This is a genomic window from Rhodococcus rhodochrous (assembly GCF_900187265.1).
Lineage (GTDB): Bacteria > Actinomycetota > Actinomycetes > Mycobacteriales > Mycobacteriaceae > Rhodococcus > Rhodococcus rhodochrous.
On record NZ_LT906450.1, the window covers coordinates 1,183,040 to 1,204,333 of the forward strand.

Below are 21,294 nucleotides of genomic sequence, written 5' to 3' on the forward strand. Positions count from 1 at the left end.
AAGGTTCTCGTCCCACACTCAGGAGCGCCTTCCTTGTCTGCTGTGCCCCCGGCCGCTGTCCCACTGTCCGGATTGGCGCGGATCGCGCTGGCCGACGACCGACTGCGCAGGATCGGCGAGCTCGCCGGTTCCGCCGAACAGGAGATCGTCGCCCCACCCGCCGCGCGGCCGTTCGTCGCCGCGGCGCTGGCCGAGAAGACGCCTCTGCTCGTGGTCACCGCCACCGGACGCGAGGCCGACGATCTCACCGCCGAACTCACCGAGATGCTCGGCGAGGGCGTCACGCAGTTCCCCTCGTGGGAGACCCTGCCGCACGAGCGCCTGTCGCCGAGCGCCGACACGGTCGGCCGCCGTCTGCACGTCCTGCGCCGGCTCGCCCGTCCCGACGATCGTGATCTCGGCCCCGAACTGAGGGTCGTCGTCGCCACCGTGCGGTCGCTGGTGCAGCCGATGGCGCCCGGACTCGGCGAGATCGACCCCGTCACGCTGCGGGTCGGCACCGAACACGACTTCGAGGAACTCGTCGAGCGCCTCGTCGAACTGGCGTACACCCGCGTCGACATGGTCGGCAAGCGCGGTGAGTTCGCGGTGCGCGGCGGCATCCTCGACGTCTTCCCGCCCACCGCCGACCATCCGGTCCGCGTCGAGTTCTGGGGCGACGAGGTCACCGAACTTCGCTGCTTCTCCGTCGCCGACCAGCGTTCGATCTCCGAGGTCGACGTGCCGGTGCTCGTCGCGCCGCCGTGCCGCGAACTGCTGCTCACCGACGAGGTCAAGGCCCGCGCCGCGCAGCTCGCCGAGGACAACCCGGCCGATGCGGCGCTCGTCGAGATGCTCGACAAGATGGCCGGCGGCATCCCCGTCGAGGGCATGGAAGCGTTGCTGCCGGTGCTGCAGCCCGGCGAGTTGCAGTTGCTCACCGACGTTCTGCCCGCCGGGGCGCACGTGCTGATCTGCGACCCGGAGAAGGTCCGTACCCGTGCGAGCGATCTCGCCCGCACCGGGCAGGAGTTCCTCGAGGCGTCGTGGACGGCCGCCTCGATCGGTGGTGCGGCGCCGCTCGACACCTCGAACCTCAACGGGGTGGACGGCCGGAAGCTCGATCTCGGCGCGTCGGCCTACCGGTCGCTGCGTCAGGTGCGCGAGGCCGCGCAGGCCGCGGGCAGACCGTGGTGGACGCTCAGCCCGCTCGCCTCCGGTGCCGACACCGAACTCGTCCTCGACGTGCAGCCGGCCCCCGAGGTCCGCGGCTCCGAGGACCTGCTGTCGATGCTGTTCGTGAACCTGCGTGCCCACGTCACCGCCGGTGGCCGTGCGGTGATCGTCGTCGCCGGTGCGGGCACCGGACAGCGCATCCTCGAGCGGCTGAAGGAGAACGAGGTCCCCGCCGCGAAGCTCGAACCGGGCACCGAACCGGTGCGCGGGCAGGTCGGCGTCATGCGCGGCTGCCTGCACGAGGGCGTCGTCCTCCCCGGCAACGACGACAACGTGGTGCCGGGACTGGTGATCGTCACCGAGGCCGACCTCACCGGCAACCGCGTCGTCACCGAGGGCCGCAAGACCCCCGTCAAGCGCCGCAACCAGGTTGATCCGCTCGCCCTGAACGCCGGCGACTTCGTCGTCCACGACCAGCACGGCATCGGCAAGTTCGTCGAGATGGTCGAGCGCACGGTCGGTGGTGCCCGCCGCGAATATCTCGTCATCGAGTACGCGCCCGGCAAGCGGGGCCAGCCCGGCGACAAGCTGTTCGTGCCGATGGAACAGCTCGACCAGCTCTCCCGGTACGTCGGAGGTGAGCTGCCGTCCGTCAGCAAGCTCGGCGGATCCGACTGGGCCAACACCAAGCGCAAGGCGCGCAAGGCGGTTCGCGAGATCGCCGGCGAGCTCGTACGGCTGTACGCGGCGCGGCAGGCATCACCCGGCCACGCGTTCGCGCCCGACTCGCCGTGGCAGAAGGAGATGGAGGACGCCTTCCCCTTCACCGAGACGCAGGACCAGCTCACGGTGATCTCCGAGGTCAAGACCGACATGGAGAAGCCGGTGCCGATGGACCGCGTCGTGATCGGCGACGTGGGGTACGGCAAGACCGAGATCGCGGTGCGCGCGGCGTTCAAGGCCGTGCAGGACGGCAAGCAGGTCGCGGTGCTCGTCCCCACGACCCTGCTCGCGCAGCAGCACCTGCAGACCTTCACCGAGCGGATGGCGGCCTTCCCCGTCACGGTGAAGGGACTGAGCCGGTTCACCGACGCGTCCGAGTCGCGCGCCGTCACCGAGGGCATGGCCGACGGTACCGTCGACATCGTCGTCGGTACCCACCGCTTGCTCCAAACCGGGATCCGCTGGAAGGACCTCGGTCTCGTGATCGTCGACGAGGAGCAGCGTTTCGGCGTCGAGCACAAGGAACACATCAAGGCGCTGCGCACGCACGTCGACGTGCTCACGATGTCGGCCACACCGATCCCGCGAACCCTCGAGATGAGCATGGCCGGGATCCGCGAGATGTCGACCATCCTCACCCCGCCCGAGGAACGGCACCCGATCCTCACCTATGTGGGTGCGTACAACGACAAGCAGGTCGCCGCGGCGATCCGCCGAGAGCTGCTGCGCGACGGCCAGGTCTTCTACGTCCACAACCGGGTGAGCTCGATCGACAAGGCCGCCAAGCGACTCCGCGATCTCGTCCCCGAGGCGCGGATCGCGGTCGCGCACGGGCAGATGAACGAGGAGACGCTCGAGAAGACGGTGCAGGGGTTCTGGCAGCGCGAGTTCGACGTGCTGGTGTGCACGACGATCGTCGAGACCGGCCTCGACATCTCGAACGCCAACACGCTCATCGTCGAACGTGCGGATTCGCTCGGCCTGTCGCAGCTGCACCAGTTGCGCGGCCGTGTCGGGCGTTCGCGTGAGCGCGGTTACGCGTACTTCCTGTATCCGGCGGAGAAGCCGCTGACGGAGACCGCCTACGACCGGCTCGCCACGATCTCGCAGAACTCCGATCTCGGCGCGGGTATGGCCGTGGCCATGAAGGACCTCGAGATCCGTGGCGCCGGTAACGTTCTCGGCGCCGAGCAGTCCGGTCACGTCGCCGGCGTGGGCTTCGACCTGTATGTGCGGCTCGTCGGCGAGGCCGTCGAGGCGTACCGGGCCGCGGCCGACGGCCGGACGGTCACCACCGACGAAGCGCCCAAGGAGGTGCGGATCGACCTTCCCGTCGACGCGCACATCCCGGCCGACTATGTCGCATCCGACCGGCTGCGCCTCGAGGCGTACCGCAAGCTCGCCGCCGCGAACGACGACGCCGCGATCGCCACGGTCGTCGACGAACTCGTCGACCGTTACGGTCCGCTGCCCGAGGAGGTGCAGCGGCTCGTGTCCGTCGGCCGGTTGCGGTTGCTGTGCCGCGAGTACGGCCTCGAGGAGGTCGCGGTCACCGGCACCCAGATCCGGATCTCACCGATGGAGCTGCCCGACTCGAAGCAGATGCGGCTCGAGCGGTTGTACCCGGGAGCGCAGTACCGCGCGACGAGCGGTCTCGTGCAGCTGCCGATCCCGCGGACCGGCGGGGTCGGATCGGATCGGGTGCGCGACGTGGCGCTGCTGCAGTACATCGCCGACTTCCTGCTCGCCCTCGACGGCAAGCCGCAGGGCTCGGTGGATCTGAACAGCGCGGCGACGGTGAATGCATGACCGACTACACCGCTCTCGCCGAGGCGGCGGCCGTGATGGACAGACTGTGGTCGTTCGGGGGATGGGAGGTCACCCAGACCCACGAGAGTCTGCGCCGCTATCTGATCGAGGAGACCTACGAGGTTCTCGACGCCGTCGAGTCGGGTGATCCGGACGAGCTCCGCGAGGAACTCGGCGACCTGCTGCTGCAGGTGCTGTTCCACTCCCGGATCGCCGAGGCGAACGGGCAGTTCACGGTCGACGACGTGGCGGCGACCCTCGTCGCCAAGCTCGCCGCGCGCAGCCCGCACCTGACCAACGGTCACACCGGTCCGCTCGACGTCGCGGAACAGGAAGCGGCGTGGGAGATCGCGAAGAAGGCGGAGAAGGCACGGGCGTCGTGCCTCGACGGGATCGCGATGGCGCAGCCCGCACTGTCCCTGGCCGACAAGGTGATCGAACGTGCGATGCGGGCGGGTTTCCCGGCGGACCTGGTACCCGACGCCTTGCGCGTCGTCCGGATCACCGGCACGGGCGACACGGAGTCGACGCTCCGATCGGAGATCCTCGCGTTCGCCGGATCGATCCGGGCGGCGGAGAAGGCCGCGCACACCGACGGTGTTCCGCACGGTGGGCTCGACGAGGATGCGTGGCGTCGCTACTGGACTCCGATGGACCGGCCCCGCGGGGGACCCGCAGACGAACACCGCGGGGGACCCGCCGACGAGCACCGCGGGGGATCCGCAGACGAACACCGCGGTTGAGTGTGGCTCACCCTGCCCGCCGGACCCCGTGCCGGCTGTCGGGTGGGAGATACCAGCGGCCCTCGAACTCCGGAAACTGTGCCCGTACCTCCGGGAGGAGGTCGGGCACAGTGAGCAGGATGCAGTCGGGGGACGCGTCGCGCAGGGCGTTCGGGTCGACGATCGGGACGTCCGTTCCCGGCATGCGCCGTCCGGCCTTCGCCGGTGAGCCGTCGGCGACGGCCTCCATGACGGCGCGGTCGACACCCGCACGAGCGAACAGTGCCACGGCCCGGGAGGCCGCGCCGTAGGCGAACACCCGTCGGTGTTCGGTGGCCGACTTGCGCAGCCAGGAGACGAGTTCGTCCACCTGGCGGTCGGCCTGCCGTTGCAGGGTGCGGAGTGTCGCAGCGCTCGTAATGCCGGTCGCCCGTTCGGCGGCGAGGATCCGGCGTGCACTCAGTCCCGCATTCGTCCACGGATCCCGTTCGGCAGCGACCAGCACGGTGTCGCCGTAGAGGTCGAAGGTCCAGGCCTCGGAGATGTGCAGTCCCACGTCCTCGAGCAGTCGCCGCAGTGCGGTCAGCGAGTAGTACGCGAAATGACCGTGCCGCAGGGCGTTCCACTGGCCCTGCGACACGATGGCGGAGAGGGTGTGGAACTGGAGCAGCAGCACACCGTCGGGGGAGAGCGCCGCCGCGCGTTTGAGGAATGCCGCGCGCTGATCGGCTTCGTGCATGATGCCGAAGCTGTCGAGGACCAGGGACGCGGCGGCCCCGGGGAAGGCGGGCCGGAAACCGCGTTCGATCAGCAGGGGGAGCCAGGTGCCGCCGTGCGGACTGCCGAACTCGATCACCGTGCGGCCCTTCAGCCTGCCCGCCCGCTCGACGACCTCGACGGCCTCGCGGGCCTGCTCGCGCAGCGCCTCCGGCTCGATGCCGGGGGGCTCGTCCGGGACGGTGTCGTCGTCCGCCAGCTGCGCCAGTCCGCAGCCGGTGCACAGAACCATCGCCAGTTCGTGGGCTGATTCGGCGGGTGAAGGAGGCGAGTCCCCGGGTGGAAAGAAATCGGCGGGCGGGACCGCTCCGAGATCGAGGACTCGCTCGAGGCGATCGTGGCCGCACGCGCGGCACCTGTTCATTCGCGGGACACGCCCGCCGGCCGTGGCCGCAGCGTCGGGTCGAGGCGTCCCGCATCGGACAGCCGCCGCAGATGTGCCAGACGCGTGAAGCGCTGGGTGAAGTCCTCCTTCGTGAGGCCGTCGGCGACGGGACTGTGGCAGGTCAGCGGACGCAGCAATCTGTCCTGGGACGAATCGGTACGGGCCGATCTGCGGTACGTCGAGAACTGGACCTTCATGCTCGACCTGTCCATCCTGCGTCGCACGATTCGAGCCGTTCTCAGCGGCGACGGTGCATATTGAGAAGGACCGCGTAGAGACAACCGCGTAGAGACAACCGCGTAGAGACAACCGCGTAGAGACAACCGCGTAGAGACAACCGCGTAGAGACAACCGCGTAGAGACAACCGTGTAGAGACAACGGTGGAGTCCGACCCCTCGCGGATTCCACCCTCCGAGGCCGGCGCCGACGATCAGGCGGGATCGTCGGCGCCGGTGCGTCTACATGGGGTTTTCGTCCCGTATGGAATATGGAGGGGTGCCGTCCGATCGAGAACCCCGACGCTGGCTGTGGCCGGTGGTCCTGCTCAGTGCGCTCGTCGCCGTCGTCTTCGTGGCGGTCGAGTCCGCGCTGCACTCACCCCGGCGGCCTTCCGTCGAGATCCCCGACGGTGTTCCGCCGGCACCCGGCCTGCCCGTTCCGCCCATCGACGTGAACGGCCCCGGCCGCACAGCGGCGCAGCTCGCCGACTGGGCCGAATCACAGTCCCGCGAGTTGGGCATCCCCACCACTGCCCTCGAGGCGTACGGGCACGCGGCGGCCGTCCTGACGGTCAGCACCCCCGGGTGCGGCCTGTCGTGGACGACCCTCGCCGGCATCGGCAACGTGGAGAGCAGTCATGGCCGGTTCGGCGGTGCCTCCCTCGGGCCCGACGGCAGCGTCTCCCCGCCCATTCGGGGTGTCCCGCTCGACGGCACCCGGGACAACGCCGAGATCCGCGACACCGACGGTGGCCGCCTCGACGGCGACCCGGTGCTCGACCGGGCGGTCGGGCCGATGCAGTTCATCCCCGAGACCTGGGAACGGTGGGGTGTCGACGCGAACGGCGACGGCATCGCCGACCCCGACAACATCGACGATGCGGCCCTGACCGCGGGTCGCTATCTGTGCGACCGCGGGGGCGACCTGACCACCGCGGAGGGCTGGACGAACGCCCTGATGGCCTACAACCGCTCCACCGAATACCTGATGCTCGTCCGCGACCGTGCCGCCGCCTACGGCGTGGGAGTGCGGCCGTAGACCACACCGCGCCGGGCCTCGAGCGCGCCTGTGCCTCACGCGCAGGTCGCGACCGTTAGGCTGTCCCCAGCGTGCAGACACCGCAGCGTGACAGTCCATCGAAGGAGAATCAGCCAGTGGCCATCATTGAGCAGGTAGGAGCCCGCGAAATCCTCGACTCCCGTGGCAACCCCACGGTCGAGGTCGAGGTGCTGCTCGAGGACGGAAGTTTCGCCCGCGCTGCAGTGCCGTCGGGCGCCTCCACCGGCGAGCACGAGGCCGTCGAGCTGCGTGACGGCGGCGAGCGTTACCTCGGCAAGGGTGTCGAGAAGGCCGTCGAGGCCGTCCTCGCCGAGATCGGCCCGGCCATCATCGGCCTCGACGCCACCGAGCAGCGCACCGTCGACCAGGCACTCCTCGACGCCGACGGCACCCCCGACAAGGGCCGCCTCGGCGCGAACGCCCTGCTCGGCGCGTCGCTCGCCGTCGCGAAGGCCGGCGCGGAGTCGTCCGGACTCGAGCTGTTCCGCTACATCGGCGGCCCGAACGCCCACATCCTCCCCGTGCCGATGATGAACATCCTCAACGGTGGCGCCCACGCCGACACGGGCGTCGACGTCCAGGAGTTCATGGTCGCCCCGATCGGCGCCCCGACCTTCAAGGAATCCCTCCGCTGGGGTGCCGAGGTCTACCACTCCCTCAAGTCCGTGCTCAAGAGCAAGGGCCTGGCCACCGGTCTCGGCGACGAGGGCGGCTTCGCCCCCGACGTCGCGGGCACCAAGGCCGCGCTCGACCTGATCAGCGAGGCCATCGGCAAGACCGGCCTGAAGCTGGGCAGCGATGTCGCGCTCGCACTGGACGTCGCGGCCACCGAGTTCTACACCAAGGGCGCCGGCTACAAGTTCGAGGGCAAGAACCGCACGGCCGCCGAGATGGGCTCCTTCTACGCGGAGCTGCTCGGCCAGTACCCGCTGGTCTCCATCGAGGATCCGCTCAGCGAGGACGACTGGGAGGGCTGGGTCGCGCTCACCGAGGAGATCGGCGACCGGATCCAGCTCGTCGGCGACGACCTGTTCGTCACCAACCCGGAGCGTCTCGAGGACGGCATCGTCAAGGGCGCCGCGAACGCGCTGCTCGTGAAGGTCAACCAGATCGGCACCCTCACCGAGACCCTCGACGCCGTCGACCTCGCGCACCGCAACGGCTACAAGACGATGATGAGCCACCGGTCCGGCGAGACCGAGGACACCACCATCGCCGATCTCGCCGTCGCCGTCGGCAGCGGACAGATCAAGACCGGCGCGCCCGCCCGCTCCGAGCGTGTCGCGAAGTACAACCAGCTGCTGCGCATCGAGGAGTCCCTCGGTGACGTCGCTCGCTATGCCGGCGAGCTCGCCTTCCCGCGGTTCTCCGTCGAGGGCTGATCGCCGGCATGAGTCAGCGCGGTAGATCCCGTCCCGGAGCGAGGCGCACCCGCACCGAGGGTGTGTCGGGCGTCCGGCGTCCGGGCCGGGTCCGGCCCACGGGATCTACCGCCCCGGCCGAACACGCGGCCGAGAACGCGGGTGCGCGGCCCGCCGGCCGCGAGGACCCCGTTCATTCGTCGCCCGGTCGCGGCCGGCCCGGTGGTTCGGGGCGAGCCCGCCCCACCAGGGTCGGCGCGCCCCGCGACTCCCGACGTACCCGCACCGAACGCACCGTCCTGGGCCTGTCCACCGGCCGCGCCGTGGTGCTCGCCCTCGTCGTGTGCGGTCTCGCCCTCACCCTCGCCGTGCCGCTGCGCACCTATGTGAGCCAGCGTTCCGAAGCCGAGCAGCTCGCCGCCGAACGCGTGCAGCTCGAACAGGAGATCGCGGCGCTCGAGGAACAGAAGGCCCGCATGGAGGATCCGGCCTGGGTCCGCGCCCAGGCCCGCGAGCGACTGCGGTTCGTCGTCCCCGGCGACATTCCCTACCAGGTACAACTCCCGGGCGATGCCCCGCCCGAACGCGAGGAGCGCGAACCGGAGCGGCCGACGACCGGCGCCTGGTACAGCGACCTGTGGTTGTCGGTCTCAGAACCGGCACCCGAACCCGAGCCCGAACCCGTGCCGCAGCAGATGCCTGTGGCACCCCCAGAACCAGGAGATGTTCCCGGGTGACCGATCACGTCACGCAAGAAGACCTCGACGCCGTCGCCGCCCAGCTCGGGCGCGAACCCCGCGGTGTCCTGGCCATCGCCTACCGTTGCCCCGACGGTGCGCCCGGAGTGGTGAAGACCGCGCCCAAGCTGCCCGACGGCACGCCCTTCCCGACGCTCTACTACCTCACCGACCCGCGCCTCACGGCCGAGGCGAGCCGGCAGGAATCCGCCGGGGTCATGAAGGAGATGACCGAGCGTCTCGGCACCGACGAGGAGCTGGCGGCGGCCTACCTGCGCGCCCACGAGTCGTACCTGGCCGAACGCGACGCGATCGAGTCGCTCGGCACCGACTTCACCGGCGGCGGCATGCCCGAACGCGTCAAGTGCCTGCACGTGCTGATCGCGCACTCCCTGGCGAAGGGGCCGGGCGTCAACCCGCTCGGCGACGAATCCGTCGCACTCGCCGCCGATGCCGGCCTGCGTGGCACGGCGATCCCCGCCGACTGGCCCACCTACGCCGAGCTGCGCGGAGAAGAGCAGTGAGGGTCGCGGGAATCGACTGCGGCACCAACTCCATCCGCCTGCTGATCGCCGACATCGCGGAGGACGGCAGCCTCACCGACGTCACCCGCCTCATGAAGGTCGTGCGGCTCGGGCAGGGTGTCGACGCCACCGGTCGTCTCGCACCCGAGGCGATCGAACGCACGCGGGTCGCGCTGGTGGAGTACGCCGACCTGATCCGCGAGACCGGCGCCACCGCCGTCCGCATGGTCGCCACCTCGGCCACGCGCGACGCGAGCAACCGCGAGGACTTCTTCGCGATGACCCGCGAGGTGCTCGGTGCCGTCATCCCCGGCGCCGAGGCCGAGGTCATCACCGGCGACGAGGAGGCGCGCCTGTCCTTCGCCGGTGCTGTCGGCGAACTCGACTCCGCGCGCGGGCCTTTCGTCGTCGTCGATCTCGGCGGTGGGTCCACCGAGGTCGTGCTCGGCGACGCCGACGGCGTGCACGCCGCCTATTCCACCGACATCGGCTGCGTCCGGCTGACCGAGCGGTGCCTGCACGACGATCCGCCGACCGCCGAGCAGGTCGCTGCGGCACGGGAGGTCGCGGCGGACAAGATCCGCGAAGCGCTCGAGCAGGTGCCGGTCGAGCAGGCGCACACCTGGGTGGGTGTCGCGGGCACCATGACCACCCTCGCCGCGCTCGCCCTCGAACTCGACGAGTACGACTCCGAGAAGATCCACCTGTCGTCGGTGCCGTTCGACCGCCTGCGCGAGGTGTGCGACGGTCTCGTCGCCGCGACCCGCGAGAAGCGCGCGGCGCTCGGCCCGATGCATCCCGGCCGCGTCGACGTCATCGGCGGCGGCTCGATCATCACCACGGTCCTCGCCGAGGAACTCGGCCGCCGAGCCGGCATCACCGAGCTGGTCGTGAGCGAGCACGACATCCTCGACGGCATCGCCCTGTCCGTCGCCCGCTAGTTCTCCGATCGGTGTGGGGTCCGTCCCGTTTCGGGGCTCGATCCACACGGAGCGGAGAATGTGTGGTTGACTGTGTGTCAGGTCGAAGTTTTTGTTCGCGTCTAGTCCACGCTCGCAAATCCTTGTTGCGGGCGGTTGGTTCTTCTTTCGGAAGTCACCGCATGTGATGGCGGCCTCGCTCCACCGAACACTCGGTCGAGTTCGAGTACACGAAAGAAGGAGACAGACATGGCACAGGGAATCGTGAAGTGGTTCAACGCCGACAAGGGATTCGGCTTCATCGCCCCCGAGGACGGCAGCGCTGACGTGTTCGCGCACTACTCGGAGATCCAGTCGGGCGGCTACCGCAGCCTCGACGAGAACCAGCGCGTGAGCTTCGAGATCGGCCAGGGCGCCAAGGGCCCCCAGGCCACCGGTATCACCGTGATCTGATTCGATCTCCCGTCCCCGCAGGGGATATGAGACGACATCGGGCCCGCCTCGTTATTCGAGGCGGGCCCGATGCATGTCCACAGGTCGGTCAGAGTGCTCCGCAATCCGACGACGGTGCAGCACCGGCGAAGCGGCCGTCGAGGAAGTCCAGCGCACCCGGCAGGCCGATCACGGCGGCGGTGATGTGATCCGGGCTCGGCACGAGTTCGGTCCGCACCGGCACCCCGGCGTCGCAGTACCTACGCAGGGTCGTGGAGATCGCATCGAGGGGGATCAGCACGTCGGTCGGTGAATGCCACTCGTACACCGGGGCATTCGGTACCGTCGGAACCTTCTCGACGCTGTTCTCCATCAGCACCTCCTGCACGGTCGGGCTGTCGAGCAGGGCGAGACCCACCGCGGCGTCGGCGACGTCGGCCATGCTGCGACCGGCACCGGCGAGCAGGATCTCGTTGGTGCACGCGTTGGCGATACGGTCGCGCAGTTCCTGTCCCACACCGTTGAGCTGCTCGGTGATCGGCATACGGTCCGGGTACTCACGTTCGAGGCCGAGGGCGGCCGCCATCGCCAGTCCGAAGGCAGGGTGTGCGGATTGGCCGAGTTCCCTGGCCATCTCGCCGATGTCCATCGGGACGCCGCCGTAGGCGGAGCCGACGATCGGGATCTCGGGCGCGTAGGTCGGGGCGAGTGCCGCCGCCATCGCCGTCGCCATCCCGCCGCCGGAGTAGCCGGCGATGCCGACCGGGCTGTCGGCGAGTTCGAGCGGGGCGTAGCGTTGCGCGGCCCGGATGCCGTCGAGGGTGATCTGCCCGCCGACCTTCGCGGCACCGTAGGCGCTGTTCGGTCCGAGATGGTCGGGAACGGCCAGCGACCAGCCGCGCTGGATCGCGATGAGCAGACCGGGGGATTCCCGGATCCCTCGCAGCGGGTTCGGCGCGTACAGCGCGGTCGACGGGGCGCACTCGAGACCGAGCGCGTTGATGATCGCCTGGTACGAGACGAGCGGACGACCCGGCGCCCCACCCTGAGGGGACAGCACGGTCGTCACGGCGGAGATCGGTTCGCCGGCGGAGTTCGTCGACCGGAACTTCAGCTGGACGGCATCGGTGCCGGGGAATCCGAGCGGCGGCGGAACGACGCGTGCGGCGAGGACGTCACCGGGCTGCCGGTCGGCGATGTCGTCGGGGGTGCTGTAGAAGGAGTCGTTCACGGACGCGGGGTAGACGATGCCCTCGGCCTGTGCGGAGGGCGCGGCCACCAGACTCGGCGTCGCGGCCAGGGCTACGACGGCCACCGCGGTGGCGAGTCGCCCGATCAGTGGTCGTGCGGTCGTGAAGCGCATCCATGGTCCTTCTCTTCGAGCCCGGTCCACCACCCGGCTGTCCGCTTTGTACTTGTCTCCCCGCAGGATGTCGGCCGGAAATCGAGGCGCGTTACAGCCGGGGCGAGGAGCACACTCGAAGTCGGATCCGAGGAGGTCGAGGGGCAATGAGGATCGAACCTTACACGGCCGAACGACGAAGCGACGTACTCGATCTCTCCCTCCGGGCGTGGCGTCCCGTCCTCGGGCTGTACCGGCCTTCGTCTACGAGGGGACAGGATACGAACGCCGTCCCGTCGCACGGTACTTCGAGAACCTCGCGCCCCGGCGCGGTGGTGGACAGTCGTGAACGCTAATGTGATCCCCACGCCCCTATAGCCCAATTGGCAGAGGCAGCGGACTTAAAATCCGCCAAGTGTGGGTTCGAGTCCCACTGGGGGCACAGGGCCGGGGTCGTCCCCGATGCATCCGCTACCTCTCTCGCCATCCGCTACAGCAATTGCCGTAGCGGATAGCGAATCTTGTAGCGGATGTACTGGTGGCGAACAGTTCGGCCGGTGACTATCCCGAGGGCAACCTCCGTTGCGCCTCGTGTCGTGACCGGTGCAGGACCTCCATGAGCTCGTGTTCGAGCGCCACGAACTCGCTCGACGCGCACGCCTCCAGGGTTCGGGGTCGGGGCAGGTGCACGCGTACCTCGTGCCGGACCCGCGCCGGTCGCGGACCGAGGACGACGACCCGATCGGACAACAACACCGCCTCGCGCACGTTGTGCGTCACCATCAGCACTGTCCACCGGTGCTGCTGCCACACCTGTTGCAGCCACAGCTGCATCTCGGTGCGGGTGAGCGAATCCAGGGCGCCGAACGGTTCGTCGAGCAGGAGCACGTCGCGCCCCTGCAGCACCGTGCGTGCGAGCGACGCGCGTTGACGCATACCGCCCGACAGTTGGTGCGGGGCAGCGTCCTCGAAGCCTGCCAGGCCGAAGGTCGGCAGCAGTTCGCGGGCGCGGGCGCGAGCGTCGGATCGTTGCACACCCTGCACCTCGATACCGAGGGTGCAGTTGTCGAGCACCGTCCGCCACGGGAACAGCAGATCCTTCTGCGGCATCAGCGCGACCCGCCCGGGTGCCGCGGGGGAGTCGCCGACGAGAACCTCTCCGGCGTCGGGCTGTTCGAGTCCCGCGACGATCGAGAACAGCGTCGACTTGCCGCACCCGCTCGGCCCGATGAGGGACACGAACTCGCCGGGCTCCACAGCACAGTCGATGCCGTCGATCACCGCCCGGTCGCCGTACGACTTGTGGACCGAGGCCACCGTCACCGCATTCATCTCTCACCCCTCGTGAGCGCCCACGGCGCGACCACCCGTTCGACGACGAACGTCAGCGCGTACAACAGGAGTGACAGAGCAGCGGTCACCACTACGGCAGCGAGCACGAGATCGGTGCGGAACGAGTTCTTCTGCGTGCTCATGTAGATGCCCAGACCGGATGTCGCGCCGACGTATTCCGCGAACACCGCACCCACTACGGCGTAGGTGATGCCGATCCGCAGGGCGGTGAAGAAGCGGGGGAGCGCGGACGGCAGGCGCACGTAACGGAACTGCTGCCACCGCGACGCGCCCATACTGCGCAGCAACGCGCCCGCCTCCCGGTCGGCCGCCGCGAACCCTTCGAGCAGCCCGATCGCGACGGGGAAGAACGTCACCAGCGCGATGACGAGGATCTTCGGCAGCAGTCCGAAACCGAACCAGATGATCATCAACGGCGCGATCGCGATGATCGGCAGGGTCTGCGACACCACGAACAACGGCACGAGGGCCCGCCGCAACCACGGCGAGAAGTCCACGACGATCGCGAGGGCCCACGCCAGTGCCAGCGACACGGCGAACCCGACGAGCGTGACCTGCAGTGTGGACCAGGCGTGCCCGGCGATGTCGACGCGATGCGCCCATCCCTGTGTGAGGACGCGCGCGGGAGAGGGCAGCACCTGCGGTCGGATACCGCTCACCACGACGTATGTCTGCCAGATCCCGACCAGCACCCCGGCGACGAGCAGGGAGGGTAGGAATCGACGTGCGTGGCCGGTGTCAGCGGTCTTCGAGGTAGTCATCGGTGACATAGGTCGACCAGTCCGGCTCGGTGGTCAACGGGCTGCCGTCGGGGCCGGACAGCACGCCGTTCTCGTAGAGGAATCGGGCGTAGCCCGACCATTTCCCGGCGTCGAGGACCCCGACGGCGCCGGCGGCGTCGCGCATGTAGTCGGCGGCGAGCATGCGCTGGCTCTCGTAGACGAGTTCCTCGTCGGGGAAGGCCCCGGGATTCGCCTCGATCAGCGCCCGTGCCCCGCGATCGGGGTCGTCGGCTGCGATCCGGTAGCCCTGGTGCAGAGCCTGCACGAAAGCGCGCGCCTGCTCCGGGTTCTCCGACATCCAGTCCTCGTTGCCGTCGACGACGATCGCGTACGCATCGGGGAAGCCGTGGTCGGTGAAGCCGAAGTACCGCATGGGCAGTCCGCGGTGTTCGGCCTCGAGACCCTCCCACGCCAGGTACGACACGGTGAAGTCGGCGGTCGACGAGTAGACCGCCTCGTACGACGACGTCCCGAGCGTCACGCTCTCGAACTCACCGCGACCACCATCGTTGCGGATCACCTCGGCGAGCATCTCGTCCTCGCCGGGGTTCGCGAAGCCCGCGAAGGTCTTGCCGTCGAGATCCGCGGGCCGCGTGATCTCGGCGTTGTCGGCCCGCACGGCGATTCCCGTCGCCCAGTGCTGCAGCGGTGCGAGGACCGCGACGGTCCGGGAACCCGCAGCTCTGGCGATGGTCGACGTGGCGTGCGTGGAGATCCCGAACTCGGCGCTACCGGCGTCGACGAGGGTGTCGGGCGTCGCGTTGTTGTACGGCAGGATCTCGACGTCGAGACCCGCCTCGGCGAACAGGCCCTCCTGCTGCGCCACGTACAGGCCGGTGTGGTTGGTGTTGGGCGTCCAGTCCAACGCGAATCGGATGGTGTCGCTCCCGGAATCGGACGAGCACCCGACGACCGCGGAGAGTGCGGCGACGAGGGTGATCAGTCCGGCGAGAGTCCGCCGCGCGTTCACTGCGCCGGCAGGGGACGGATCGATGTGGGGGCAGGCACGGTCATATCGGGACATCCCTTCGTCAGCATTACCTGATCAGGTTCGACGGGTGTGATCTCAGCCCCGCTCGTGCGGAGCACCCCGTGTCACGGGCGACCCTAGCACCATGCCCTCCGAGATCACCGGGGCGGCCGCAGAACGGAAGATGTGACCCGAAGTTACGGAAATGCCCAGGTCGGGACGTCACCCTCACATTTCACCCGTAACGGAAGGGTCGAAGGTCCCGACTATTCGAGTGATCGTCCCTGTCACCTCCCCCCCAACGACAGGGGCCATCGGTCTGCGCACGTCTCCCCCTTGCGTGGACGATGAAGGGCCCGTCGGTGAACTGGCGGTTTCCAGGGGTCGACGCAACACCGCTGTTAGTTGGTGGTGATTAGATCACGCAGACGCTCGGCTGGGGTATCCCAGCCGAGCGTTTTGCGTGGCCGGCCGTTGAGTTCCTGGGCGACGTGCTCGAGGTCCGCCGGGCTGTAGACACTCAGATCGGTGCCCTTGGGGAAATACTGCCGCAGCAGTCCGTTGGTGTTCTCGTTGGTGCCGCGTTGCCAGGGGCTGGCCGGGTCACAGAAGTACACGGCCATATCGGCAGCGATACCGAACTGCTTGTGCCGGGCCATCTCGGCGCCTTGATCCCAGGTCAGCGAGCCACGAAGATGCGTGGGCAGGTCTTTCATCGCGGCGATGAGCGCGTCCCGCACGGATTCGGCGTCGTGCCCGTTCGGCAGGTGCAGCAGCATCGTGTAGCGGGTGGTGCGTTCGACGAGGGTGCCGATCGCGGTCTTGTTCAGCTCACCGGTGATCAAATCGCCTTCCCAGCGTCCGGGCACCGCACGGTCGGCGACCTCGGCGGGCCGGTCACTGATCATCACCATCGGATCGGTGAATCGCTGATACCGTTCGCCGTCCGCGCGGTGCGGTTTACGTCTCGCCCGACCGGTCCGAAGCGCCTGTTGCACTTGCTTTTTGAGCCCCCCTCGGGCTTGGAAGTAGAGGGCTTGGTAGATCGTTTCGTGGCTCACCCGCATACTTTCGTCGTCGGGATGATCCCGGCGTAGACGGTGCGAGATCTGCTCCGGCGACAACTGTCCGGGACAGGCCTTCCTCGACCGCTGCCCGCAGGACCGTGTTCACCACCAGTTTGGACTGCTTCGGCCGCGCCCGGGCGGCAGCGGCGGCCCGATCGGCCCGATACGGCAGGTACCTGCCCTCGATGCTGTGCCGACGAACCTCCCGCGAGACGGTCGAGACGTTCTTGCCGATCCGAGCGGCGATGGTCCGCAACGAATCCTCGACGAGCAGGCCGTCGGCGATCGCGATCCGGTCCTCGGTCGACAGATACCGGTCGCTGATCGCCGGCCGTCCGCTGCCCTCACAGGCCACACTGGTCACAGACTGTGTGTAGACGGTTCCGTGGTGGTAATCCACGACCCGCCCATCGGGATGAATCCGCTTGCTGTTCGAGCGCCGGATTCCCTGACGCCAGTCCCGTGCGGTGCGTTCGTTGACCCCGACCTCACGGGCTGCTCGTCTGGCCGACCAGCCCGCTGCGATCAACTCCAGACAACGACGCTTGGCTTCGGGTTTTCCCTTCGGTGAGATCTTCCCTTTGCCGACCAGTCCCTCGTCCACCAGGATCCGGCGGGCTACCGAGTGCGCGACCTTCGATGCCTTCGCCGCCCGGGTGATCGAGCCCGTCTCCTCGTAGACGGTCACGATCACCCGGCGGTCAGCGGTGCCGGCCGGGCCGCGGGACTTACCCATCGGCCGGCCGATGGCCCTCAAGATCGCGTAACACCGCTGCCGGGGCAGCCCGAACGCGGCCGCGGCCTCCTTGACCGGAATCCCGGCATCGATCAGTCGTGCCAGTTGGTCACCGAACCGGTCGCAGTCCTCCGTAAACGACATGATCGTCGCAACCTCTCGTTGAGAGTGTTGCGACGATCATGTGAACCCGCCACTCCGACGGGCCCTTTCTTCTGTCGTTTCCGTGGACCCGACTCCCGCAGCGGTGTTCAATACGCACGAACCGATCGGGGGATGGGGAATGCGCGCAATGATGGGTGCCGCACTGGCTGCGGCAGTGATGGGAAGTGTGCTCACGGCGCCGGTGGTGTCGGCGGAGACGAGCGGACGCACCGAAATGCCGTATGACTCGTCGGCGCCGCTGGCCGGCGAGGTGCTCGGGTCCGTGGTGTCGATACCCGCACCGCTACCGCCGGTGGCCGGACCGCGACCTGCCGCGTGCGACCGGCTGTCGTATCTGCGGTGGCGTTCGGCAGACGGACCGGAGAATTCGGCCGACGCCGACCGGATCCTCGTCGCCCAACCGGGAATCTTCGAGGGAGCGGGTGCATTCGAGAGCGTCGCGCGCAACACCGTCGTCGCGGCCGCGACTCGCGGTGCCCACATCGAGTTCTGGGCACTCGACCGGCGATCGAACTGCCTCGAGGACCACACCGGTACCCGGGCGGCATTGCGGACGGGTTCGCTCGACACCGCGACCGACTACTACTTCCACGGTGCCGAAGTGGACGGGCGACGATTCGCCGGCCACGCGAGCGGCGCCGACGTCGCATGGCTCTCGCATGTCGGTCTCGAACAGACGCTGCGCGACCAGTACGACCTGCTGCGTCACGAACTTCCCGACCCGGCGCTGCGGAAGCGGAAGGTGTTGTGCGGCGGGCATTCTCTCGGCGGTTTCATCACCGGCTACTTCGCGGAATGGGACTTCGACGGAGATCCCGCCACCACCGACGACACAGGTTACAACCAGTGCGGCGGGTACTTCGCGCTCGATACGGTGATCGAGGCGGGCGCGCCGTTCCCGGGGCGGGGTGCCCTCCCGGATCTGCCCGACACGGTCTCGGCACCGCTCGATGCGATCTCCGGCTCCATCTCGACGGCATCGCCGGTGCTGGCACTTCCTGCGGTCATCAATCCCGAGACGACGAATCTGCTCGCACTCACGGGACTCGCCGCGCGATTGGACCCGGACAGCACCGACGGCATCGTCCCGCGCATGCCCGACAACCCGAACGTCGACTGGACGTTGCGCACTCTGTTGTCGGGGGACTACGCGATGTTCGCGACGCGCGACCCGGATGTGCGGACGTTGAACGCGACCAACGAGGCGGTGCTCGGTGCGATCCTCGACGACAATTCGCAACCGCTGGGATTCCTGCAGGCGAGCGTCGGATTCATCACCGGTGCGCCCGTGCGCGACAAGCTGTTTCCTGTTCCCGGTACGCCGGAGGTGCTCGGGTCGGGATTCTTCGGCGATGCGCCCAAGGCGTCGCCGGCGGTGTTCGCGGATCCGGGAGTCGTCTACCGGTGGCTCGACTACGACGAGGTGGGTACGGCGGCGTCGTCATCCGACGAGGCGCGGTACACCGATCGGGGGAGCGAGGTGACGTCGATCGCGGAGCTGGCGCGGAATCTGTCGGAGCCCCCACTGGATTTCACCGAGTGGTACTTCCCGTCGAAGCTTCCGTTCGACCTGGCGTCGGCAACCCGCTTCGAAGGTCATCTCCACCGCGACGGGGTCACCCGCAATCCTGTGGTGACGCTGGTGGCGAGCGGCGGGATCTCGTTGCCGGAGACGGACCATCCGAACGAACGCAGGTGGGTGCTGCCCGGATACAACCACATCGATGTACTCGCTGCGGCCGCCGATCAGAACGACGGGCGGCCCGAGCAGGTGTCGCAGGCACTGGCCGACTTCGCGGCCGGGTGATGCGGATCAGGCGCCGCGCGCGGAGAAGATCGAGGAGTAGTCGTGGGGGGCGGTCACCTCTGCGACAGCGGCCACGTGCTCGATCTCGGCCTCGGCGTCGGGAGAGGTGGGGGCGAGAAAAAGAGGGTTGTCGAATTCTTTGTGCTGGCTCATGGCCATCCTTTCGGGGTGCGGCCGGGTAGACCCCGGCCGGGGGCAGTGCGAAGAAGAGGGGCCGCGGTACACGCGGCGGGGAACTCTCACGTCCGGTTCGGAACCTTCGGGCACCGAGGTGCGAGGTCGCTCATCATGTGCAAGCCGAACGATGACTCCACCCTACACCAGAAGGTTCCCGGAACGTTTGACCGGCGAGTCGCGTGGGAAGACACTCGGCATGGCTACCTACAGAGTGATCGACCCGACCGGGAACGTCGTGGATACCAAGGAGATCGAGAGCGCGGACGATGCGCACGCCTGGTTCGTCGACCAGCGCGCCGACAACAGCGAACTCGGCTGGCGCATGGAGGCGCAGAACGAGCAGGACGGTACCTGGCACTTCTTCGACGACACCGAAGGCACCTCGAAGTAGAAGTAGTCCTTGCAGCACCCGAACAGCGCGGTGCGGAGCGCCCGAACAGCGCGGTGCCGGTAGTCGTAACTACCGGCACCGCGCAGTTCAGGGGCTACTTCTTGAAAGCGTCCTTGACGTTCTCTACGGCATCCGAAACCTTGTCGCCTGCCTGCTTCAGACCACTGGAGGTCTGGTCGCCGCGGCCCTCGGCTTCGAGATCACGATCGCCGGTCGCCTGACCGGTGTTCTCCTTGATCTTGCCGCCTGCTTCTTCTGCCTTGTGCTTTGCCTTGTCGACGAAGTCGGCCATGGGATCCTCCCGTGTCATCGAACGTTGCCCTGACGGAGTACCCGACCCGAACAGCCTGAAACCGAACACGACCGGCTCGTCCGTGTCAGACTTCGACACAGACAGCCAGGAGGAGACCGATGTCGCATCCCACCAGCTCCGGTCCCGAGAACAACGATCCGATCGGGGACGCTCCCGACGCCGATCCCGAGCTCGTCCGTGACGGGCCGGTGCAGCGCCGGCGTTCGGCAGGTGCGGTGATCGCCGCCGTCGCGGTGGTCGTCGTGATCGTCGTACTGCTCGTCGTCTTCCTCTGAGCAGCGTCTTCCTTCCGTCAGCGTTCCCCTGAACGGGGTGGGAATCACAACCAGTCGCGGCGCTTGAACAGCACGTACAGCGCGATCGCAGACACCACCATGATCCCGACCCCGCTCATCAGTCCCCACCACTCGCCGACTCCGGGATAGGGCACGTTCATGCCGTACCAGCCGGTGACGGCGGTGGGGACCGCGATGATCGCGGCCCACCCCGTCAGTTTCTTCATGACGATGTTCAGGCGCGCGTCCTGCAGCGACAGGTTCGTCTCGAAGACGGTGTTCACCATCTCGCGCAGCGAGTCGGTCCACTCCGCGGCGCGCATCACGTGGTCGTAGAGGTCGTTGTAGGAGCTGTCGAGTTCGGGGTGACGGTGGCTCTCGGCGCGGGTCCGCAGGACGGCGTTGACGACCTCGCGCATCGGCAACACGACCCGCCGGAGCTGCACGAGTTCCTTGCGGAGCCGGTAGACGCGTTGCTGGATCTGCCGGGTGGAGGCGCCGTCCTCGAAGAGGCAGTCCTCGAGGTCCTCTGCGGCGTCGTCGAGTTCCTGGATGGTCTCGAACTGCCCGTCGACGACCGTGTCGAGCAGTCCGTGGATCAGCGCGCCGGGCCCGTACTGCAGCAGGTCGGCGTTCTCGTCCCACCGGCGCACCACTTCGTCGATGTCGAACGGAGTGCCGCGGCGAACGGTGATGATGCCGCGAGGAAGGACGAAGGCGGAGATCCGCGTGGTGCGGAGCCGGGACTCGTGCGCCTGGTCCTCGTCCTCGGAATCCGGGAACAGGTGTGTCGCGTAGACCGTCAGGAAGGTGTGGGTGGAGTAACGGGTGGCCTTCGTGCGCTCGCCGTGCGCGAGCGAATCCTCGACTGCGTGCGGGTCGAGGTTCCATTCCTCGGCGAGTTCGAGCAGAGCCGTGTGCTCGGGATCCCACAGATCCACCCAGACGAGGGCCTCGGGATCGGCGAGATGCTCCGGGACGGCGGAGAGCGGGAACCCCTCGTCGACGAGTTTCCCCTGGGTCCACCGCCGGGTCCGGATGGAGTTGTCGTATCGGTTCGTCACCTCGGCAGTGTCCCCGAAATCGGCGGGC

The 21,294-nt window shown here is 68.4% G+C and carries 20 protein-coding genes, 1 tRNA gene, 1 pseudogene and 1 riboswitch; of the genes and pseudogenes, 13 read left to right on the forward strand and 9 right to left on the reverse strand.

Annotation, left to right across the window (positions count from 1 at the left end; genetic code table 11):
- The first annotated feature begins 33 nt into the window (after nucleotides 1-33).
- Nucleotides 34-3,687 (forward strand): transcription-repair coupling factor, encoded by a 3,654-nt coding sequence (gene mfd / locus CKW34_RS05585; RefSeq protein ID WP_059381621.1) that lies wholly within the window; start codon nucleotides 34-36, stop codon nucleotides 3,685-3,687.
- Nucleotides 3,684-4,430, forward strand: coding sequence for a nucleoside triphosphate pyrophosphohydrolase (locus CKW34_RS05590; RefSeq protein WP_059381620.1), 747 nt, complete (start codon nucleotides 3,684-3,686; stop codon nucleotides 4,428-4,430). Before mfd ends, CKW34_RS05590 begins: the two co-directional genes overlap by 4 nt.
- Before the next feature lie 7 nt (nucleotides 4,431-4,437).
- On the opposite strand, the gene CKW34_RS05595 is transcribed toward CKW34_RS05590, so the two are convergent.
- Nucleotides 4,438-5,550, reverse strand: coding sequence for a class I SAM-dependent methyltransferase (locus tag CKW34_RS05595; protein WP_059381619.1), 1,113 nt, complete (start codon nucleotides 5,548-5,550; stop codon nucleotides 4,438-4,440).
- A gap of 84 nt (nucleotides 5,551-5,634) precedes the next feature.
- Here CKW34_RS05595 and CKW34_RS24890 point away from each other — a divergent pair, with 84 nt between their 5' ends.
- From CKW34_RS24890 to CKW34_RS05630, 7 genes are all read left to right on the forward strand, one after another.
- Nucleotides 5,635-5,832 (forward strand): sugar transferase, encoded by a 198-nt coding sequence (locus CKW34_RS24890; protein ID WP_059381618.1) that lies wholly within the window; start codon nucleotides 5,635-5,637, stop codon nucleotides 5,830-5,832.
- Between the two features lie 274 nt (nucleotides 5,833-6,106).
- Nucleotides 6,107-6,829, forward strand: a complete 723-nt coding sequence (locus CKW34_RS05605) for a lytic transglycosylase domain-containing protein (protein ID WP_059381604.1) — start codon at nucleotides 6,107-6,109, stop codon at nucleotides 6,827-6,829.
- 116 nt (nucleotides 6,830-6,945) lie between these two features.
- A complete protein-coding gene (eno, locus tag CKW34_RS05610; protein ID WP_059381603.1) occupies nucleotides 6,946-8,232 on the forward strand; it encodes a phosphopyruvate hydratase in 1,287 nt (428 codons plus the stop codon).
- An 8-nt stretch (nucleotides 8,233-8,240) separates the two neighbouring features.
- Nucleotides 8,241-8,948 (forward strand): FtsB family cell division protein, encoded by a 708-nt coding sequence (locus CKW34_RS05615; RefSeq protein ID WP_059381602.1) that lies wholly within the window; start codon nucleotides 8,241-8,243, stop codon nucleotides 8,946-8,948.
- Nucleotides 8,945-9,472, forward strand: a complete 528-nt coding sequence (locus tag CKW34_RS05620) for a DUF501 domain-containing protein (RefSeq protein WP_059381601.1) — start codon at nucleotides 8,945-8,947, stop codon at nucleotides 9,470-9,472. The genes CKW34_RS05615 and CKW34_RS05620 overlap by 4 nt, the downstream gene beginning before the upstream one ends.
- Nucleotides 9,469-10,413, forward strand: a complete 945-nt coding sequence (locus CKW34_RS05625; protein ID WP_059381600.1) for a Ppx/GppA phosphatase family protein — start codon at nucleotides 9,469-9,471, stop codon at nucleotides 10,411-10,413. Before CKW34_RS05620 ends, CKW34_RS05625 begins: the two co-directional genes overlap by 4 nt.
- Before the next feature lie 228 nt (nucleotides 10,414-10,641).
- Nucleotides 10,642-10,845, forward strand: coding sequence for a cold-shock protein (locus CKW34_RS05630; protein WP_059381599.1), 204 nt, complete (start codon nucleotides 10,642-10,644; stop codon nucleotides 10,843-10,845).
- Between the two features lie 88 nt (nucleotides 10,846-10,933).
- Here the strand turns inward: CKW34_RS05630 and CKW34_RS05635 are convergent, their stop codons facing one another.
- A complete protein-coding gene (locus CKW34_RS05635) occupies nucleotides 10,934-12,187 on the reverse strand; it encodes a lipase family protein (protein WP_059381598.1) in 1,254 nt (417 codons plus the stop codon).
- Between the two features lie 347 nt (nucleotides 12,188-12,534).
- Here CKW34_RS05635 and CKW34_RS05640 point away from each other — a divergent pair.
- Nucleotides 12,535-12,608: transfer RNA gene (locus CKW34_RS05640), tRNA-Leu, on the forward strand.
- Between the two features lie 119 nt (nucleotides 12,609-12,727).
- Here CKW34_RS05640 and CKW34_RS05645 read toward each other — a convergent pair.
- The 4 genes and pseudogenes from CKW34_RS05645 to CKW34_RS05660 form a co-directional block, all read right to left on the reverse strand.
- Nucleotides 12,728-13,498 (reverse strand): ABC transporter ATP-binding protein, encoded by a 771-nt coding sequence (locus CKW34_RS05645; protein WP_059381597.1) that lies wholly within the window; start codon nucleotides 13,496-13,498, stop codon nucleotides 12,728-12,730.
- Entirely contained in the window at nucleotides 13,495-14,280 is a 786-nt protein-coding gene (locus tag CKW34_RS05650; protein ID WP_059381596.1) for an ABC transporter permease, read from the reverse strand. Before CKW34_RS05650 ends, CKW34_RS05645 begins: the two co-directional genes overlap by 4 nt.
- Nucleotides 14,258-15,271, reverse strand: a complete 1,014-nt coding sequence (locus CKW34_RS05655) for an ABC transporter substrate-binding protein (RefSeq protein WP_059381595.1) — start codon at nucleotides 15,269-15,271, stop codon at nucleotides 14,258-14,260. Before CKW34_RS05655 ends, CKW34_RS05650 begins: the two co-directional genes overlap by 23 nt.
- 36 nt (nucleotides 15,272-15,307) lie before the next feature.
- A riboswitch (TPP riboswitch) is annotated at nucleotides 15,308-15,404 on the reverse strand.
- A 268-nt stretch (nucleotides 15,405-15,672) separates the two neighbouring features.
- A pseudogene (locus CKW34_RS05660) lies at nucleotides 15,673-16,864 on the reverse strand (IS30 family transposase).
- A 493-nt stretch (nucleotides 16,865-17,357) separates the two neighbouring features.
- Between CKW34_RS05660 and CKW34_RS05665 the strand changes: the two are divergent.
- Nucleotides 17,358-19,046, forward strand: a complete 1,689-nt coding sequence (locus CKW34_RS05665; protein ID WP_231921800.1) for a hypothetical protein — start codon at nucleotides 17,358-17,360, stop codon at nucleotides 19,044-19,046.
- Between the two features lie 6 nt (nucleotides 19,047-19,052).
- On the opposite strand, the gene CKW34_RS24435 is transcribed toward CKW34_RS05665, so the two are convergent.
- Entirely contained in the window at nucleotides 19,053-19,199 is a 147-nt protein-coding gene (locus CKW34_RS24435) for a hypothetical protein (RefSeq protein WP_167388352.1), read from the reverse strand.
- A gap of 220 nt (nucleotides 19,200-19,419) precedes the next feature.
- Here CKW34_RS24435 and CKW34_RS05670 point away from each other — a divergent pair, with 220 nt between their 5' ends.
- On the forward strand, nucleotides 19,420-19,614 hold the full coding sequence (locus CKW34_RS05670; protein WP_059381617.1) for a hypothetical protein: 195 nt from the start codon (nucleotides 19,420-19,422) through the stop codon (nucleotides 19,612-19,614).
- Between the two features lie 94 nt (nucleotides 19,615-19,708).
- Here the strand turns inward: CKW34_RS05670 and CKW34_RS05675 are convergent, their stop codons facing one another.
- A complete protein-coding gene (locus CKW34_RS05675; RefSeq protein WP_026060957.1) occupies nucleotides 19,709-19,906 on the reverse strand; it encodes a CsbD family protein in 198 nt (65 codons plus the stop codon).
- A 119-nt stretch (nucleotides 19,907-20,025) separates the two neighbouring features.
- On the opposite strand from CKW34_RS05675, the gene CKW34_RS24440 reads away from it, so the two are divergent.
- The gene (locus tag CKW34_RS24440; RefSeq protein ID WP_167388353.1) at nucleotides 20,026-20,202 is read left to right on the forward strand and encodes a hypothetical protein; all 177 of its coding nucleotides are present in this window, start codon (nucleotides 20,026-20,028) and stop codon (nucleotides 20,200-20,202) included.
- Nucleotides 20,203-20,246: 44 nt separating this feature from the next.
- On the opposite strand, the gene CKW34_RS05680 is transcribed toward CKW34_RS24440, so the two are convergent.
- The gene (locus CKW34_RS05680) at nucleotides 20,247-21,266 is read right to left on the reverse strand and encodes a magnesium transporter CorA family protein (protein ID WP_059381616.1); all 1,020 of its coding nucleotides are present in this window, start codon (nucleotides 21,264-21,266) and stop codon (nucleotides 20,247-20,249) included.
- Between the last annotated feature and the right edge of the window lie 28 nt (nucleotides 21,267-21,294).